This is a genomic window from Enterococcus sp. DIV1368d (genome assembly GCF_050542975.1).
In the GTDB taxonomy this organism is placed as follows: domain Bacteria; phylum Bacillota; class Bacilli; order Lactobacillales; family Enterococcaceae; genus Enterococcus_D; species Enterococcus_D casseliflavus.
This window is the reverse complement of the sequence record NZ_CP172939.1, coordinates 2040084-2056962: the sequence shown is the minus strand read 5'-3', so window position 1 is coordinate 2056962 and position 16879 is coordinate 2040084. Positions and strand designations below refer to the sequence as shown.

Here is a 16879-nt window from a genome sequence, read left to right as displayed (position 1 = left end):
TATCAGAGAGGAAAGTGTGTCAAGATGGCAAAAAAACAAAAAGCACTTGATTTCCAAGCGATTTTGGAGCAAGTCAATGCGGATTTTCCAACTTACCAAGCTTTGGACAAAGACGGGAAAATTGTAAATCAAGAGTTAGTACCAGATTTAAGTGACGACGAATTAGTTGAATTGATGACTCGTATGGTATGGTCTCGTGTATTAGACCAACGCTCAACTGCGTTAAACCGTCAAGGTCGTCTAGGTTTCTTCGCGCCAACTGCTGGACAAGAAGCAAGCCAATTAGCAAGTCAATTTGCTTTTGAAAAAGAAGACGTTCTATTACCTGGTTACCGTGATGTACCACAATTGATCCAACACGGTCTGCCATTGAAAGAAGCGTTCTTATGGTCACGTGGTCACGTTGCTGGGAACCTTTACCCAGAAGATTTAAAAGCATTGCCACCACAAATCATCATCGGTGCACAATACGTCCAAGCAGCCGGCGTTGCTTTAGGATTGAAAAAACGCAATAAGAAAAATGTTGTATTCACTTATACAGGTGATGGCGGTTCTTCACAAGGGGACTTCTATGAAGCAATCAACTTTGCAGGGGCATACCATGCAAACGCTGTATTCTACATCCAAAACAATGGTTTTGCGATCTCTACACCTCGTGAAGTACAAAGTGCGGCACCAACATTGGCACAAAAAGCAGCAGCAGCTGGGATCCCTGGTATCCAAGTTGACGGTATGGATCCATTGGCAGTGTACTATGTTTCTAAAGCAGCTCGTGAATGGGCAGCAAACGGCAACGGTCCTGTATTGATCGAAACCTTGACTTACCGTTACGGTCCACATACATTGTCTGGTGATGATCCAACCCGTTACCGTTCAAAAGACATGGACAGCGAATGGCAACAAAAAGATCCATTGGTACGTTTCCGTACTTACCTAACTGAAAAAGGACTTTGGTCTGAAGAAAAAGAAGAACAAGTCATTGAACAAACAAAAGAAGAAATCAAAGCAGCGATCGCTGAAGCTGACCGCGTGCCAAAACAAAAAGTTTCAGATTTCTTGAAAAACATGTTTGAAGTTCAACCACAAAACATTAAAGAACAAATTGCAACTTACGAAGCGAAGGAGTCGAAATAGTCATGGCACAAAAAACAATGATTCAAGCAATTACAGATGCCTTAGCTGTTGAAATGGAAAATGACAAAGAGATTTTAGTCTTTGGTGAAGATGTCGGTAAAAACGGCGGGGTTTTCCGTGCAACAGAAGGTTTACAAGAAAAATTCGGCGAAGATCGTGTCTTCGATACCCCTCTTGCTGAATCTGGTATCGGCGGCTTGGCTTTCGGTTTAGCATTAGAAGGTTTCCGTCCAGTTCCAGAAATCCAATTCTTTGGTTTCGTATTTGAAACCTTTGACGAAATCGTTGGTCAAATGGCGCGTACTCGTTACCGTATGGGTGGTACACGTAATTTACCAATCACTATTCGTTCACCATTTGGTGGCGGTGTGCACACACCAGAATTGCACTCAGATAACTTGGAAGGATTGATCGCTCAATCACCTGGTATCCGTGTCGTTATTCCATCAAACCCATATGATGCAAAAGGATTATTGATTGCTTCTATCCGCAGCAATGACCCAGTTGTTTTCTTAGAGCACATGAAACTTTACCGTTCATTCCGTGAAGAAGTGCCAGAAGAAGCATACGAAGTTCCTTTAGACAAAGCAGCAGTAACTCGTGAAGGTTCTGATGTTTCCATCATCACTTATGGTGCGATGGTTCGTGAAGCAATCAAAGCTGCTGACAACTTAGCGAAAGAAAACATCAACGCTGAAATCATCGACTTGCGTACAGTTGCTCCTCTTGATGTTGAAACGATCATCAAATCAGTTGAAAAAACTGGTCGTGTGGTTGTCGTTCAAGAAGCACAAAAACAAGCAGGTGTTGGTGCTCAAGTCGTTTCTGAAATTTCTGAACGTGCGGTTCTATCACTAGAAGCTCCAATCGGACGCGTGTCTGCACCAGATACGATCTTCCCATTCGGTCAAGCTGAAAACATTTGGTTGCCAAATGCAAAAGACATCGAAGACAAAGTGAAAGAAATCGTGAACTTTTAATAGTTGAAGAAGGGAAGAATAGAAAATGGCATTTCAATTTAAATTACCGGATATCGGTGAAGGAATTGCAGAAGGCGAAATCGTAAAATGGTTCGTCAAAGCAGGGGATACAATCAATGAAGATGATACCTTACTAGAAGTTCAAAATGATAAATCAGTGGAAGAAATTCCATCTCCAGTAACAGGAACAGTGAAAAACATCGTTGTCCCTGAAGGTACAGTCGCAAACGTTGGGGATGTCCTTGTTGAGATTGATGCACCAGGACATGAAGACAACGAAGGCGATGAAGGTGTAGCAGCAGAGTCTCAAACACCAGCAAAACCAGCGGCAGAACCTACAACGGAAACGGCTGAAGCATCAGCTGGTTCTTCTGAAGGTTCAGGCGTTTTCCAATTCAAATTACCAGATATCGGTGAAGGAATTGCAGAAGGCGAAATCGTAAAATGGTTCGTTAAAGCAGGAGATACCATCAATGAAGATGATACGTTGCTTGAAGTTCAAAACGACAAATCAGTGGAAGAAATTCCATCTCCAGTAACAGGAACAGTGAAAAACATCGTTGTTGCTGAAGGAACAGTCGCAAATGTTGGGGATGTTTTAGTTGAAATCGACGCACCTGGTCACAACAGTGCGCCTGCTTCATCAAGCACATCTGCAGAAGCACCAAAAGAAAAAGTGGAAACTTCTGGTTCAGCAAGTGTTGTTGAAGCAGCAGATCCTAACAAACGCGTCTTGGCTATGCCTTCTGTCCGTCAATTTGCTCGTGAAAAAGATGTTGATATTTCTCAAGTATCAGCAACAGGTAAAGGCGGCCGTGTAACAAAAGAAGACATCGAAAACTTCCTATCAGGTGGCGGACAAGCTGCAAAAGCTGAAACTCAAGCTCCTGCGAAAGAAGAAACAAAAGCTGCAGCAACTGAAAGCAAACCAGCAGCTCCAGCAAAAGCCTTCAAATCAAACTTAGGTGATTTAGAAGAACGTGTGGCCTTAACACCTACACGTAAAGCAATCGCTAAAGCGATGGTAAACAGCAAACAAACAGCACCTCATGTAACCTTGCATGATGAAGTTGAAGTAACAAACCTATGGGATAACCGTAAGAAATTCAAAGAAGTTGCTGCTGCAAACGGCACAAAACTTACTTTCTTACCATATGTTGTGAAAGCATTGACTGCAACAGTGAAAAAATTCCCTATCTTGAATGCGTCGATCGATGATGCAAAACAAGAGATCGTATACAAAAACTATTACAACATCGGTATCGCAACAGATACTGACCATGGTTTGTATGTACCAAACGTAAAAGATGCAGATCGTAAAGGCATGTTTGCTATCGCCGATGAAATCAACGAAAAAGCAAAACTTGCTCATGACGGCAAATTAGCTGCAGATGATATGCGTAACGGTACCATCACGATCAGTAACATTGGTTCAGTTGGTGGCGGCTGGTTCACACCAGTAATCAACTACCCTGAAGTAGCTATTTTGGGTGTAGGTACGATCGCGCAACAACCAATCGTAAACGCTGAAGGCGAAATCGTTGTCGGACGTGTGATGAAACTTTCATTAAGCTTCGACCACCGTATCGTTGATGGCGCAACAGCGCAACAAGCAATGAATAATATCAAACGTCTATTAGCTGATCCAGAGCTATTAATGATGGAAGGATGATTAACAAATGGTAGTTGGAGATTTTGCTGTTGAATTAGATACAGTTGTAATCGGTGCGGGACCTGGCGGCTATGTAGCTGCAATCCGCGCTGCTGAAATGGGACAAAAAGTAGCAATCATTGAAAGAGAATACATCGGCGGCGTTTGTTTAAACGTTGGTTGTATCCCTTCAAAAGCTTTGATCGCTGCAGGTCATCATTACCAAGAATCTTTGGATTCAACAATGTTTGGTGTAACAAGTGAAAATGTTTCCCTTGATTTTACCAAAACACAAGAATGGAAAGACAACAAAGTCGTTAAAACGTTAACTTCTGGTGTTGGTTTCCTATTGAAAAAACATAAAGTTGAAACAATTGAAGGAGAAGCTTTCTTCGTTGATGATCACACATTGCGTGTCATCCACCCAGATTCAGCACAAACTTACTCTTTCAACAATGCAATCATCGCAACAGGTTCTCGTCCAATTGAAATCCCTGGTTTCAAATTCGGCGGACGTGTCCTTGATTCAACTGGCGGATTGGCATTAAAAGAAGTTCCTAAAAAATTCGTTGTTATCGGTGGCGGTGTCATCGGTTCTGAACTAGGTGCAGCGTATGCAAACCTAGGTGCAGAAGTAACGATCCTTGAAGGTTCTCCTCAAATCTTGCCAACCTATGAAAAAGACATGGTCAAATTGGTTGAAGAAGACTTTGCGAAAAAAGGTGTAACAGTCGTTACCAACGCAATGGCGAAAGAAGCAATTGACAATGGCGATAGCGTAACTGTGAAATATGCCGTAGATGGTAAAGAAGAATCAGTTACTGCTGATTACGTGATGGTTACTGTTGGCCGTCGTCCAAATACTGATGACATGGGCTTGGAACAAGCAGGTGTTGAAGTAGGCGAACGCGGATTGATCACGGTTGACAAACAAGGCCGTACCAACGTATCAAACATCTACGCAATTGGTGATATCGTTCCTGGTGCTGCATTAGCACATAAAGCCAGCTACGAAGCAAAAATCGCTGCTGAAGCAATCTCTGGCAAAAAAGTTGCTGTTGATTACAAAGCGATGCCTGCAGTGGCCTTTACTGACCCAGAATTGGCTTCTGTCGGTATGACCATCAAAGATGCCAAGGATGCTGGAATTGAAGCAAAAGCATTCAAATTCCCATTCTCAGGTAACGGTCGTGCGTTATCTCTAGGAAAAACCGAAGGATTCATTCGCTTAGTAACAACGGTTGAAGACAATGTGATCATCGGTGCGCAAATTGCTGGTTTAGGAGCAAGCGATATGGTTTCAGAACTTGCTCTTGCTATTGAATCTGGCATGAACGCAGAAGATATCGCGTTAACCATCCATCCACATCCATCTCTAGGTGAGATCACAATGGATGCTGCTGAGTTAGCTCTAGGTTTACCAATCCACATTTAAGCTTTTTGAAACTCGTTCATCATTTGGTGAACGAGTTTTTTTATCACCAAAAATAAAGCGATCCTAAGCTATTGACAGAATCTTCTGTAAATGATACGATGCTCTTAATATTTCAACCGTTGATGAGGAAAGTACATTGATTTGGCAAGCCTAGAGAGTCTTCGTAGGGTGCAAGAAGAACTTGTAGAATCAATCGAAAATGGCCTCAGAGGTGATCTTCTGAACTTGTACGAAAGATAAGAAGATCCGGGTGCGCCCGCTATCGCGTCAGAGTATAACGACGTTAATTTGTCGCGTACTTGCTGAGAAGCATGCTGGAAAGTCTGCTTGAATAAAGGTGGTAACACGTAAACACGTCCTTTGATATCTCGATATCAGAGGGCTTTTTTATTTGTATTATTAAGGAGGAATAGTATGACAGAAAGATTTGAGACGATTCAATTACACGGAGGACAAACACCAGATCCAACTACAGGGAGTCGCGCCGTACCCATTTATCAAACCACATCGTATGTGTTTGAGGACGCAGATCAAGCGGCAGCGAGATTTAGTCTTAGTGAGAATGGCAATATCTATACCCGTATTACCAATCCGACAACGGCTGTTCTAGAAGAACGATTAGCCCTCTTAGAAGGCGGTGTCGGTGCGTTAGCAACGGCTTCTGGCTCAGCAGCGATCACCTATGCGATTTTAAATCTTGCACAAGCAGGAGATCATATCGTTTCTGCTGCTTCAATTTATGGGGGTACCTATAATTTATTCGCTCATACGTTGCCAGATTTTGGCATCACTACAAGCTTTGTTGATAGTGAAGATCTGGCAGCACTAAAAGCAGCCATCCAAGAAAATACTAAAGCAGTTTTTCTAGAGTCTTTAGGCAATCCAGATATTGATATTGCCGACTTTAAAAAAATTGCAGCGATCGCTCATGAAGCAGGGATTCCCCTCATCATTGACAATACCTTTGCGACTCCCTATCTGTTTCGAGGATTTGAGCATGGGGCGGACATCGTCGTTTATTCCACGACAAAATACCTCGGTGGTCACGGCGCTGCTTTGGGAGGGGCCATTATCGACAGCGGCAACTTTGATTGGACAAATGGCAAATTTCCCAAGCTGGTCGATCCCGATCATAGCTACCATGGAATCTCATGGGTAGAAGCCGCTGGTAACGCTGCCTATATCACTCGGGCACGAACGATTCTTTTACGGGATACAGGCGCTGCGATTTCTCCCTTCAATTCATGGGTGTTGCTGTTAGGCATCGAGACGCTTTCGTTGCGGATGGAACGTCATGTAGAAAATGCGCAACAAGTTGCTGAATTTTTAGCCAAGCACTCGGAAGTCTCTTGGGTTCACTTCCCAACACTGCCGGACAGCCCCTATTTTGAACGGGCGCAGGAGTATTTCCCCAAAGGGACCAGTTCCGTCTTTTCCTTTGGATTAAAGGGTGGAGCAGAAGCAAGCAAAACCTTTTGTGGCGCAACCAAGCTCTTCTCTTTGCTGGCAAATGTCGGGGATGCAAAGTCCTTGATCATCCATCCAGCTTCGACGACCCATTCCCAGCTTAGCGTAGAAGAACTTGCAGCAGCCAAAATTCGTCCAGAGACGATTCGCCTATCCATTGGATTGGAAAACATCAACGATCTCTTGGAAGATCTCACGCAAGCCTTCCAACAGCTCTAAATAGTTGAAGCAGTAGGAAAAGCGCAGGATACTATGCTGCGCTTTTTTGTTGTCGGTTAGTGTTTCAAATAAAACTGCGGTTTCTGTTGGTAGAAGGATAGTAAATCCATCGGTTCTATGCTATATTTAGTTGCTAAGGAATATGGATAAGGTGGGGGATGTATGCGTAATCATGCAAGTGACAAGAGGATTCGGTTTTACTACACAAGTTTGCAATTTCTTTATTGGATGATGTTTTGCTCAATCTATGGCTTTGCGACCCTTTTTTTGATTTATTTCAAGGTCGATCCAGCAAAAATTGGCGGTATTTTAGCCTTAGTCAATATTGCGTCTACGATTTTGCAGCCCTTCATCAGTCAAATCATTATCAAAAAAAGTAAAGTACCGCTGATCGTTGTCTTGAAAACGATGACAAGCGGCGTGGTCGCGGTGCTCTTAGCAGGTGTGATTTTCCCTGCATTATCAATACTGACCTATGTTTTAGGAGGGATTTTGCTCGTTTCCATGCAGTCCTTTCTCAACGCCTTGGCGTTTGAATACACGAATAGCGGCAACAAAATCAATTTTGGCTTTTCGCGTGCGGGTGGGTCACTAGGATTTGCGGGGACCTCCTTTTTACTGGGGCAGCTCTTGGAGGAGTTTTCGGCAGCCCTTTTGCCTATGATCGCTATCGGGCAGGCCGTTTTGTTTCTCATTATTTTGCTTTTGCTGCCAGCGATCAAGAAGCCAGAAATGCCCGTGATGCTTACAGAACAAAGTCATTCAGGGGCCTTTTTGAAAAAATATCCTTTTTTACTCTTTCTCTTTGTCGGGTTTTGCTTTCTCTTCAGCTTCCATACGATGATCAACAGCTTTTTGGCACAAATTTTTGCCGATATTGGCGGTGGCAGTAAGGAAGTTGGCATCGCCCTGATGATTGCGGCGTTATGCGAATTGCCAGGCATGATTTTCTTTGAACAGTTAGTGAGGATACGGTCTAGCCGTTTTTGGCTGTTGCTGTCCAGTGTTGCCTTTGCCATTCGTGGGGTGCTGATGCTGTTGATCAGCTCCATCATCCTGATGGAAATGAGCCATTTGATGCAAGGGGTTAGTTTTGCCTTGTTTATTCCAGCTTCGGCTTATTTGTTCAACCATAGTTTGGCAGATGAAGATCGGGTTTTTGGACAAACGATTATTATCATTGCTACCACGATCGGTGGCGTGATCGGCAATCTTTTGGGCGGGATGCTGATCCAAAGCTTCGGTGTCTGGGAAATGCTTTTGATTGGGACTGGGTTTGCCGTTCTAGGTGCTGCATTGACCTTTATCGGTGTGAAAAAAATCCCTAAAAGTAACAAGATATTAGCGATCGTAAGCGAATGACCGCTAAGTAGAAAAAAGAGTTGCGGCCGTATTTGCTTCGGTCGCAACTCTTTTGAATCTGATCAACGGGTACTATTTCTTTTCTAATACAGCGATAAATTCCCGCATATAGTCTGGTAGATCTGGGGGACGGCGGCTGGAAACGATATGTCCATCCGTAACCACAGGTGTATCCACCCATGTGGCTCCAGCATTTGTCATATCATCTTTGATGCCTGGTGTACTGGTGACCGTCTTGCCTTGCAGGATATTCGCAGAAATCAAGACCCAGCCTGCATGACAGATTTGACCAATGACTTTTTCGTCTTTGTCCATCGTTTGCACGAAAGAGATGACCTCTGGGAAACGTCGTAATTTATCAGGCGCCCAACCACCTGGAACTAAGATGGCATCGTAGTCATCGGCATGAATATCAGAAAAAGCATAGGCTGATTCTGCGGGTACACCGTATTTGCCAATATACGTTTTATGCGCTTCTTCACCGACTAAATCGACTTGCGCGCCTTCTTCCCGTAACCGATGGACCGGGTACCACAATTCTAAATCTTCGAAATCATTGTCGACTAAGGCAATGATTTTTTTGTTTTCTAAACGCAAGAGAATTCCTCCTTTTTCTTGTTATTCTTACTGTAACATCATGCAAAGAGAAACACCAAAAGTATGCTTCTTAAAAAATGCCAAGAAGCTATTTTGAGAATGGTCATTCAGAGAAATGGTAGTGATGTAAGCGTTGTAATCATTAGGAAAGTAAGAGATAATGAAAGAAAGCCAAAGGAGGCGAAGATGTGGAAGCATTCGAAAATGCTCGAAAATTTATTTACAAAAACGCGCGCCCTTTAGACCTTGCTCGTTGGCAGTATCATTTTGAAAATGGATCTCGCGAGGCTGTATTACAGGCGTTACAATTCTACCAAAATGAAGATGGTGGGTATGGGCATGGTTTGGAACCTGATCATTGGAATCCCAACAGTACACCGATTGCAGTGTGGGAGGCATGTCGAATTTTAAGAGAGCTTGAATGCCTTCATTCGACAAATCCACAAGTCCAAGGGATTTTAAGGTATTTAGCTAGTGGAAAAGAGTTTTCTGAAGGGAAATGGTTCAACCAAGTGCCGTCAACGGTATCCTATCCGCATGCGATTTGGTGGGAGAGTCCTGTAGGCGTGCCAGCAGACAACCCAACAGTAAGTCTAGCTGGTATGATCTTAAAAAGAGGGGAAACTACCCTCTATCAAAAAGCACAAGAAATTGTCGAAACAGCAGTTGCAAGTTTCCTTAAGGAACCAACCAGTGAAATGCACACATTAGTCGTCTATCTAGAATTATTACAAGACTGTGAAGAAATCCAGTATCAGCCTGTTTTAGCAAATGACCGCTTTCGCGAGATCTTATTCCAGCAAATTCGCCATACTGTCTCAAACGAGCCAGAAGAGTGGTTCACGTCTTATGTCAGTAAACCTTCAAATTTTTTCTTTACAAGAGAGCAGCTGCTTGGGATCTTTAGTGAAGAATTATGTAAAAAAGAAGCCCAAGAAATTTTAAAATACCAACAAGAAGATGGATCATTTGTCATTCCATGGCAATGGGGAACGGATTATCCAGAGTTTTTCATAAGTAAACAGTGGTGGAAATCAATTACTATCATTAAAAATTTTTTGTTTTTGCGGGCTTTTCTAGACGAACCTTTTTGAAATCGGTCATCTTTTACTAAGCAATCTCGTTGGAAGAAAAAAGGAATTTCCTTCTTATTTGAGATTCACGGATTTCAGCTTTTAAAAATCTCAATAGTTTGTATACAAGAGGTACATTCATTGCTAGGATGTACCTTTTTTGCAGCGGAGGCTCTGACCTATTTTCAATTTTGTGGTACACTGAATAAGATGAATAGGAGTGGTAATATGCGGGATTATCAATATCCTCTTGACTTAGATTGGTCGACAGATGAAATGGTCGTCGTCATGAAGATGTGGGAACGATTAGAACAAGCCTATGAAAAAGGCCTTCCTAGTAGTACGTTTCTTGAGGCGTATCAAGCCTTTAAGAAAGTCGTTCCTAGCATTGGCGAGGAACGCCGTTTAGGCAGAGAATTTGAAGAACTATCAGGCTATTCGCTGTACCATGCTGTGCAGGCAGCGAAAAAGACTGAGGGAAAACTAAAAATGAAAGGGTAGATCAACGAATGCATGAAATCGTTAATGAAGTTCGCCAGTGGATGATCGCTGCAGGTGAAACGATCAAAGACAATTTAAATAAAGAAGACTTAGTGGTCGAGACAAAATCAGGACGGAAAGACTTAGTGACAGAATTGGATAAAGCCACGCAAGATTTTCTGATTGGTAAGATCCAATCCTATGATCCGGATGCCAAAATTTTAGGTGAAGAAAACGGACTGGACACACTTGCCGACATGAGTGGGCGGGTCTTCATCATTGATCCGATCGATGGAACGATGAATTTCGTGTTAGAAAAAGAAAACTTTTGTATCATGATCGCGATTTACGAAGAGAGCAAAGGGCGCTTTGGCTTTGTCTATAATGTTATGAAAGATGAATTCTTATGGGGTGGTCCAGAGATTGGTGTCTATAACAATGGCGAGAAGATCGAACCGCCGAAAGATATTGCCTTATCCGAAGGTCTCGTTGGCTTGAATTCGCCCATGTTGATCCATAACCGCCACCACGAAACCGAGGTCAGTGACAAAGCATTAGGCATTCGTATGACTGGCTGTGCTGGGGTAGAGCTGATCGCCCTCGCTAAAGGACAAAGAGCAGGCTATCTTTCTCATCTTGCGCCATGGGATTATGCGCCAGGGGGCGTTTTGTTAGAAACCCTTGGATTAAAGATGGCAAACATCAAAGGAGAGCCGCTATCCTTGAATGGACGGGAATTGTTCGTAGGCGGTACACCGAAAGCTTTTGAAGAATTATTGGCGATCGTTAATCAATAAGAAAAAACCAGATATTTTATTAATATCTGGTTTTTTCTGCAAAAATGAAAACTTTGCACTATATTTCAGAAAGAAATTCTGGTATAATGGCTTGTCGAGTGCAATGTCACCAAAAAAGGAGTTTATAAATTGAATATTAGAAATGATATCCGCAACGTCGCTATTATTGCCCACGTTGACCACGGAAAAACTACATTAGTTGATGAATTATTGAAACAATCCCAAACGTTAGATAGCCATACCCAATTACAAGAACGGGCGATGGATTCAAATGCGATCGAAAAAGAACGTGGCATCACGATCTTAGCGAAAAATACAGCGGTTGAATACAACGGTACAAAAATCAATATCATGGATACCCCAGGACACGCGGACTTCGGTGGTGAAGTAGAGCGGATCATGAAAATGGTCGATGGTGTTGTTTTGGTTGTTGATGCTTATGAAGGAACGATGCCTCAAACACGTTTCGTATTGAAAAAAGCGTTGGAACAACACTTAGTGCCAATCGTAGTTGTCAACAAAATCGACAAACCATCTGCTCGTCCTGAGCATGTCGTCGATGAAGTCTTAGAACTATTTATCGAATTAGGTGCCGACGATGACCAATTGGACTTTCCAGTGATCTACGCTTCTGCGATCAACGGAACTTCAAGTGAATCAGATGATCCTGCTGATCAACAAAAAACGATGGCACCATTGTTTGATACGATCATCGAACATATTCCAGCGCCAATCGACAACAGCGATGAACCATTGCAATTCCAAGTATCATTGCTTGATTACAATGACTACGTTGGACGTATCGGTATTGGCCGTGTCTTCCGCGGATCAATCAAAGTCGGCGACCAAGTTGCATTGATGAAATTAAACGGAGAAGTTAAAAAGTTCCGTGTGACGAAACTTTTCGGTTTCTTCGGTTTGAAACGTTTAGAAATCCAAGAAGCCAAAGCCGGTGATTTGATTGCCGTTTCTGGGATGGAAGATATCTTCGTTGGTGAAACTGTTACACCAATCGATCATCAAGATTCATTACCTGTTTTACACATTGATGAACCAACTTTGCAAATGACCTTTATCGTGAACAATTCACCATTTGCGGGTCGCGAAGGAAAATTCGTAACCGCTCGTAAAATTGAAGAACGCTTAATGGCGCAATTGCAAACAGACGTTTCATTGCGTGTGGATCCAATCGGACCTGATTCATGGATCGTTTCTGGACGTGGCGAACTTCATTTGTCAATTTTGATCGAAAATATGCGTCGTGAAGGCTTTGAATTGCAAGTTTCTCGTCCAGAAGTTATCGAACGCGAAATCGATGGCGTGAAATGTGAACCATTTGAACGAGTGCAAATCGATACCCCAGAAGAATACATGGGATCAGTAATCGAATCATTGGGAATGCGTAAAGCAGAAATGCAAGATATGATCAATACAGGGAATGGACAAGTACGGATCATTTTCTTGGCACCAGCTCGTGGCTTGATCGGTTACACGACAGAATTCCTATCAATGACTCGCGGCTACGGCATCATGCACCACACTTTCGATCAATATTTGCCAATGATCCAAGGACAAATTGGTGGCCGTCATCAAGGTGCACTTGTATCGATCGATACAGGAAAAGCAACAACATACTCGATCATGAGTATTGAAGAACGTGGAACGGTCTTCGTTGAACCAGGTACCGAAGTGTACGAAGGAATGATCATTGGTGAAAACTCTCGTGACAAAGACTTAACGGTCAATATCACGAAAGCAAAACAAATGACCAACGTCCGTTCAGCAAACAAAGACCAAACCTCAGTTATCAAGAAACCTCGTATTCTTTCTTTGGAAGAATCACTGGAATTCTTGAATGATGATGAATACTGTGAAGTAACACCAGAAAGCATTCGTTTAAGAAAACAAATCTTGAACAAGAGCGAACGGGAAAAATCACAGAAAAAGAAAAATAACTGATAACTAAAACAGTGATCAAAAGTTTTAAACACTTCTGATCTGTTCGATTTTCCGAAGGATGGAAAAGGGATTGCTCCTGTGTTGCAGCGGCTCTTCGCCGCAGGACCCAGAAAAAGCAATCAGCCGATTTCCCTCCTTCGGTTCTTTTTTGCTCGAAGTCAAATTGAACCGTTAGAATAAGCACCGCTTGCAATTTCGGCCATTCCTTTTTAAAATGAAGAAAGCAAGCACAAAGGAGAAATCTATGAAAAATTATCCTGTTAAAAAGAATCAGGAACTTGAAGTTGATATTTTGGATCTTTCCCATGAAGGAAATGGGATCGCCAAAGTCGATGGGTACTTATTATTTATTGAAAACACCCTGCCAAATGAACGTGCCTTAGTCAAAGTGTTGAAAGTCGGAAACAAATTTGGTTTTGCCAAAGTGATGAAATTGTTGCAAGCAAGTCCTGATCGGCAAGAATTGCCGAATGAAGCATTGCTGCGCACCGGTATCGCTCCATTGAGTCATTTGAGCTATGACAAACAATTAGCCTTCAAACAGCAGCAAGTAGAGAATGTTTTGGCTAAAATCGCCAAACTGCCTGAAATCAAGGTCAATGCACCAATCGGAATGGAAAAACCATTTGGTTACCGCAACAAAGCGCAAATCCCTGTGCAAAAGATTCATGGGAAATTAACGACTGGATTTTACCGCAAAAACAGTCATACTCTGGTACCGATCGAAGACTTTTATATTCAAGATCCAAACATCGATCAAGCAATCATCAAAGTCAGAGATATCTTGCAGCGCTTCAATGTCAAAGCCTACAATGAAGAAGCCCATGAAGGGTTCTTACGCCACATTGTCGTTCGTCGTGGGCATCACTCAGGTGAAATGATGGTCGTATTAGTGACACGTAAACCGAAATTCTTCAAGGGAGAAGAGATCGCGGAAGTGATCCACGAAGAGATTCCAGAAGTTGTTTCTGTCATTCAAAACATCAATGAAGAAAAAACCAATGTGATCATGGGCGAGTTCGAGCGTGTTTTGTATGGCAAGTCATCGATCGATGATCAATTATTAGGCAAAACCTTCCAAATCTCAGCGAAATCTTTCTACCAAGTCAACACAGCGCAAACAGAAGTCTTGTACCAAACCGCCTTCGAGATGGCACAACTGTCTGAAAATGATGTCGTTGTGGATGCTTATGCAGGAATCGGAACGATCGGGATTAGTTTGGCTGATCGCGTGAAAGAAGTGTTAGGGATGGAAGTCATTCCTGAAGCAGTGAACGATGCCAAAGCCAATGCCAAAAGAAATGGTGTCGAAAACGTGCATTACTTTATCGGTAAAGCCGAAAAAATCATGCCGCAATGGCTACGCGAAGGCATTCAACCGACAGTCGTCTTCGTTGATCCACCTCGCAAAGGTTTAGATGCTAGCTTTATCGAAACGACTGCTGCGGTTAAACCAGAGCGCATCGTCTACATTTCCTGCAATCCAGCAACCTTGGCTCGTGACCTCGCGTTATTTGCGGAAGAAGGGTATGTGACAAAAGAAGTCCAACCTGTTGATTTGTTCCCACAAACGACCCATGTGGAGTGTGTCGTGTTGTTAGAACGTCGTTAAGAAAAAACGAGCTTCTTTTCAGCAATTTTGACCGTGAATTCTTATTATGGTAATTGTCATAAAATCTTACGATACCAAAGTTGCTAGAGAAAGCGAGTCAATTGATAAATAAGCAACTATAACCCATCTGTTTATCTAATTACGTCGATTGTGACGTTTGGAATGGATGAAATATAAAACCAGAAACTGGAACAGAAAGACACTCTTTTTTGTTCCAGTTTTTTTTGTTCTTTCTCACTATTGATGAGCGGGGACAAAATCAATGCAAAAAGCAGTGAAGCTACAAATATGCAGACAGCCAAATCCTTTAACAAAATGGTTTGTCGGCAATTTATAGTTAATGTGTATAAAAATATGGCGTGTAGTGATTAGAAAGTATTATAATAAACGTAGTGAATAGAAAATTTTTGTTAGGAGGGATTGCACATGGCAACGATTCGTGCATTTTCACACAAAGAGATTACACCGCAAAATACGCATTTGTCTAGTTTTAAAGTGTTGATAGAGTCAGCTTTTTATGGGAACAATGTCACTTGGATTGATGATCTAGCCACTGCCTATCACTTAGCAAAAGAATCTTCTGGGGCTATTCTTACGGATATGCCGGTATCACACACCAAGGAGTTAGGACTACCAGAGGATGCAAAAGTCATCGTGTTTAATGACGGAAAAGTTGTTGGACGAACAGCGTCAGCTCGACGCATCATCGGACATCCTGGAATCCAGCGAGAATTATATGAAGACATTTTGCGAGATGCCTTATATCATGGAACCCGCAAGCAATTTTATGGTGGTGAAGTTGTTGTAGGATTAGACGAAGCGTTTATGGTCAAAGCTCACCTGTTGATACCAGAGCACTATGAAACCAATTTTTACTCTTATTTGTTGAATTTTCAATTGATGACGAAATCATGGGAGGAAAGATACCAACGTTCCAAAGAATATCCAGAGACGGACATTTTTTTGTACGCTGATCCAGACTGGTCTCATCCTGATTTTCCTTACGGGCTGTCTCTTTTTGATCCTGAACACAATGTTGCGGCAGTCTTAGGTTTAAACTATTTTGGTGAATTGAAAAAAGCGACATTAACTTTGGCTTGGGCTACCGCGCATCGCCATGGCTTTGTGGCGTGTCATGGGGGAATGAAGCAGTATCAGTTACCGAATCGAACATTTACGATGGCTGCTTTTGGTCTTTCAGGATCAGGAAAATCGACTATCACATTGGCAGAACATGATGGCAAATATGAGATCAAGGTTCTGCATGACGATGCATTTGTGATTAATCAAACAAATGGTGCCTCCACTGCACTGGAGCCTTCTTATTTTGATAAAACGCAAGACTATCCACTAACCAACCCAAATGTCCGCTACTTTATCACCTGTCAAAATGTTGGGGTTACTTTAGACGAGAAAGGAAAAAAGGTCCTCGTGACCCAAGATATTCGTAATGGGAATGGTCGAACCGTCAAATCACGATATGTCACACCTAATCGGGTAGACCATTTAGATTCGCCGATCGATGCCGTATTTTGGATCATGAAAGATAACACGCTGCCTCCGGTAGTAAAAATTGACGATCCGATTTTAGCCGCTGTTTTTGGTTTGACCTTAGCTACGAAGCGCACGACAGCTGAACATATTGTCGAGACCACGGATATAGATAAACTGGTCATCGAACCTTATGCCAATCCATTTAGAGTCTATCCTTTAGGGGAAGATTTTGCCCATTTCATGCACTTGTTTAAAGAAAACCAAACGGCTTGTTATATTCTAAATACAGGCTTTTACAAAGGCAAGAAAGTCACGCCTGAAGTCACACTAACATCGATTGAAAAAATTGTGGAAGGCGAGGCTGAATTTAAAAATTTCGGTGGGATCACCGAAATGAGTTTCCTGCCAGTAACAGGCTTTAAAGTCGATTTTCAAGATGCCTCCTATGTTGCTCATTTAAGAGAGCGGATGCAAGGACGGCTGGACTTTATTTTGGCTCAAGAGACAGAAAATGATGGCTATAATAAGTTGCCTAAAGAAGTAGCAACGGCAATGGAAAAGGTGATTTCTACATTAAGTGAGCTTCCTAGCTAATTTAGTTGAATCAAACTTCCGCAAG

Annotated in this window: 13 protein-coding genes and 1 other annotated feature; of the genes, 12 read left to right on the top strand and 1 reads right to left on the bottom strand. The window is 42.4% G+C overall.

Annotation, left to right across the window (positions count from 1 at the left end):
- The first annotated feature begins 24 nt into the window (after positions 1–24).
- The 6 genes from pdhA to IGJ44_RS09540 all read left to right on the top strand — a co-directional run bounded on the left by pdhA (position 25) and on the right by IGJ44_RS09540 (position 8248).
- Complete coding sequence (gene pdhA / locus IGJ44_RS09565; RefSeq protein WP_005231936.1) at positions 25–1134, top strand: pyruvate dehydrogenase (acetyl-transferring) E1 component subunit alpha; 1110 nt, start codon at positions 25–27, stop codon at positions 1132–1134.
- A gap of 2 nt (positions 1135–1136) precedes the next feature.
- Positions 1137–2114: an alpha-ketoacid dehydrogenase subunit beta gene (locus IGJ44_RS09560; protein ID WP_005230047.1), complete on the top strand. Its 978-nt coding sequence runs from the start codon at positions 1137–1139 to the stop codon at positions 2112–2114.
- Between the two features lie 25 nt (positions 2115–2139).
- Positions 2140–3786, top strand: coding sequence for a dihydrolipoyllysine-residue acetyltransferase (locus tag IGJ44_RS09555; protein WP_015509880.1), 1647 nt, complete (start codon positions 2140–2142; stop codon positions 3784–3786).
- Between the two features lie 7 nt (positions 3787–3793).
- Complete coding sequence (gene lpdA / locus IGJ44_RS09550) at positions 3794–5200, top strand: dihydrolipoyl dehydrogenase (protein ID WP_005230052.1); 1407 nt, start codon at positions 3794–3796, stop codon at positions 5198–5200.
- Between the two features lie 110 nt (positions 5201–5310).
- Positions 5311–5564 (top strand) — a binding site (T-box leader).
- Positions 5565–5614: 50 nt separating this feature from the next.
- Positions 5615–6886, top strand: a complete 1272-nt coding sequence (locus IGJ44_RS09545) for an O-acetylhomoserine aminocarboxypropyltransferase/cysteine synthase family protein (RefSeq protein ID WP_016613342.1) — start codon at positions 5615–5617, stop codon at positions 6884–6886.
- A 162-nt stretch (positions 6887–7048) separates the two neighbouring features.
- Positions 7049–8248 carry an MFS transporter gene (locus IGJ44_RS09540; protein WP_430605662.1) on the top strand — a complete coding sequence of 400 codons (1200 nt, stop codon included), beginning with the start codon at positions 7049–7051 and terminating at the stop codon, positions 8246–8248.
- 72 nt (positions 8249–8320) lie between these two features.
- On the opposite strand, the gene IGJ44_RS09535 is transcribed toward IGJ44_RS09540, so the two are convergent.
- Entirely contained in the window at positions 8321–8845 is a 525-nt protein-coding gene (locus IGJ44_RS09535) for a type 1 glutamine amidotransferase domain-containing protein (protein WP_005230058.1), read from the bottom strand.
- Between the two features lie 188 nt (positions 8846–9033).
- Between IGJ44_RS09535 and IGJ44_RS09530 the strand changes: the two genes are divergently transcribed.
- The 6 genes from IGJ44_RS09530 (at position 9034) to IGJ44_RS09505 (ending at position 16854) form a co-directional block, all read left to right on the top strand.
- Positions 9034–9939: a hypothetical protein gene (locus IGJ44_RS09530; RefSeq protein WP_074535234.1), complete on the top strand. Its 906-nt coding sequence runs from the start codon at positions 9034–9036 to the stop codon at positions 9937–9939.
- 207 nt (positions 9940–10146) lie between these two features.
- On the top strand, positions 10147–10419 hold the full coding sequence (locus IGJ44_RS09525) for a UPF0223 family protein (RefSeq protein ID WP_008381425.1): 273 nt from the start codon (positions 10147–10149) through the stop codon (positions 10417–10419).
- 8 nt (positions 10420–10427) lie between these two features.
- Positions 10428–11195: an inositol monophosphatase family protein gene (locus tag IGJ44_RS09520; protein WP_074535235.1), complete on the top strand. Its 768-nt coding sequence runs from the start codon at positions 10428–10430 to the stop codon at positions 11193–11195.
- Positions 11196–11324: 129 nt separating this feature from the next.
- Positions 11325–13154 carry a translational GTPase TypA gene (gene typA, locus IGJ44_RS09515; protein ID WP_005236363.1) on the top strand — a complete coding sequence of 610 codons (1830 nt, stop codon included), beginning with the start codon at positions 11325–11327 and terminating at the stop codon, positions 13152–13154.
- Between the two features lie 244 nt (positions 13155–13398).
- Complete coding sequence (gene rlmD / locus IGJ44_RS09510; protein WP_074535237.1) at positions 13399–14766, top strand: 23S rRNA (uracil(1939)-C(5))-methyltransferase RlmD; 1368 nt, start codon at positions 13399–13401, stop codon at positions 14764–14766.
- A 426-nt stretch (positions 14767–15192) separates the two neighbouring features.
- The gene (locus IGJ44_RS09505; protein WP_074535238.1) at positions 15193–16854 is read left to right on the top strand and encodes a phosphoenolpyruvate carboxykinase (ATP); all 1662 of its coding nucleotides are present in this window, start codon (positions 15193–15195) and stop codon (positions 16852–16854) included.
- Positions 16855–16879: the final 25 nt, after the last annotated feature.

Excerpts from the sequence above, each read along its gene's own strand:
- pdhA (WP_005231936.1), top strand. The coding sequence starts at position 25 with ATGGCAAAAAAACAAAAAGCACTTGATTTCCAAGCGATTTTGGAGCAA.
- IGJ44_RS09560 (WP_005230047.1), top strand. The coding sequence starts at position 1,137 with ATGGCACAAAAAACAATGATTCAAGCAATTACAGATGCCTTAGCTGTT.
- IGJ44_RS09555 (WP_015509880.1), top strand. The coding sequence starts at position 2,140 with ATGGCATTTCAATTTAAATTACCGGATATCGGTGAAGGAATTGCAGAA.
- lpdA (WP_005230052.1), top strand. The coding sequence starts at position 3,794 with ATGGTAGTTGGAGATTTTGCTGTTGAATTAGATACAGTTGTAATCGGT.
- IGJ44_RS09545 (WP_016613342.1), top strand. The coding sequence starts at position 5,615 with ATGACAGAAAGATTTGAGACGATTCAATTACACGGAGGACAAACACCA.
- IGJ44_RS09540 (WP_430605662.1), top strand. The coding sequence starts at position 7,049 with ATGCGTAATCATGCAAGTGACAAGAGGATTCGGTTTTACTACACAAGT.
- IGJ44_RS09525 (WP_008381425.1), top strand. The coding sequence starts at position 10,147 with ATGCGGGATTATCAATATCCTCTTGACTTAGATTGGTCGACAGATGAA.
- IGJ44_RS09520 (WP_074535235.1), top strand. The coding sequence starts at position 10,428 with ATGCATGAAATCGTTAATGAAGTTCGCCAGTGGATGATCGCTGCAGGT.
- rlmD (WP_074535237.1), top strand. The coding sequence starts at position 13,399 with ATGAAAAATTATCCTGTTAAAAAGAATCAGGAACTTGAAGTTGATATT.
- IGJ44_RS09505 (WP_074535238.1), top strand. The coding sequence starts at position 15,193 with ATGGCAACGATTCGTGCATTTTCACACAAAGAGATTACACCGCAAAAT.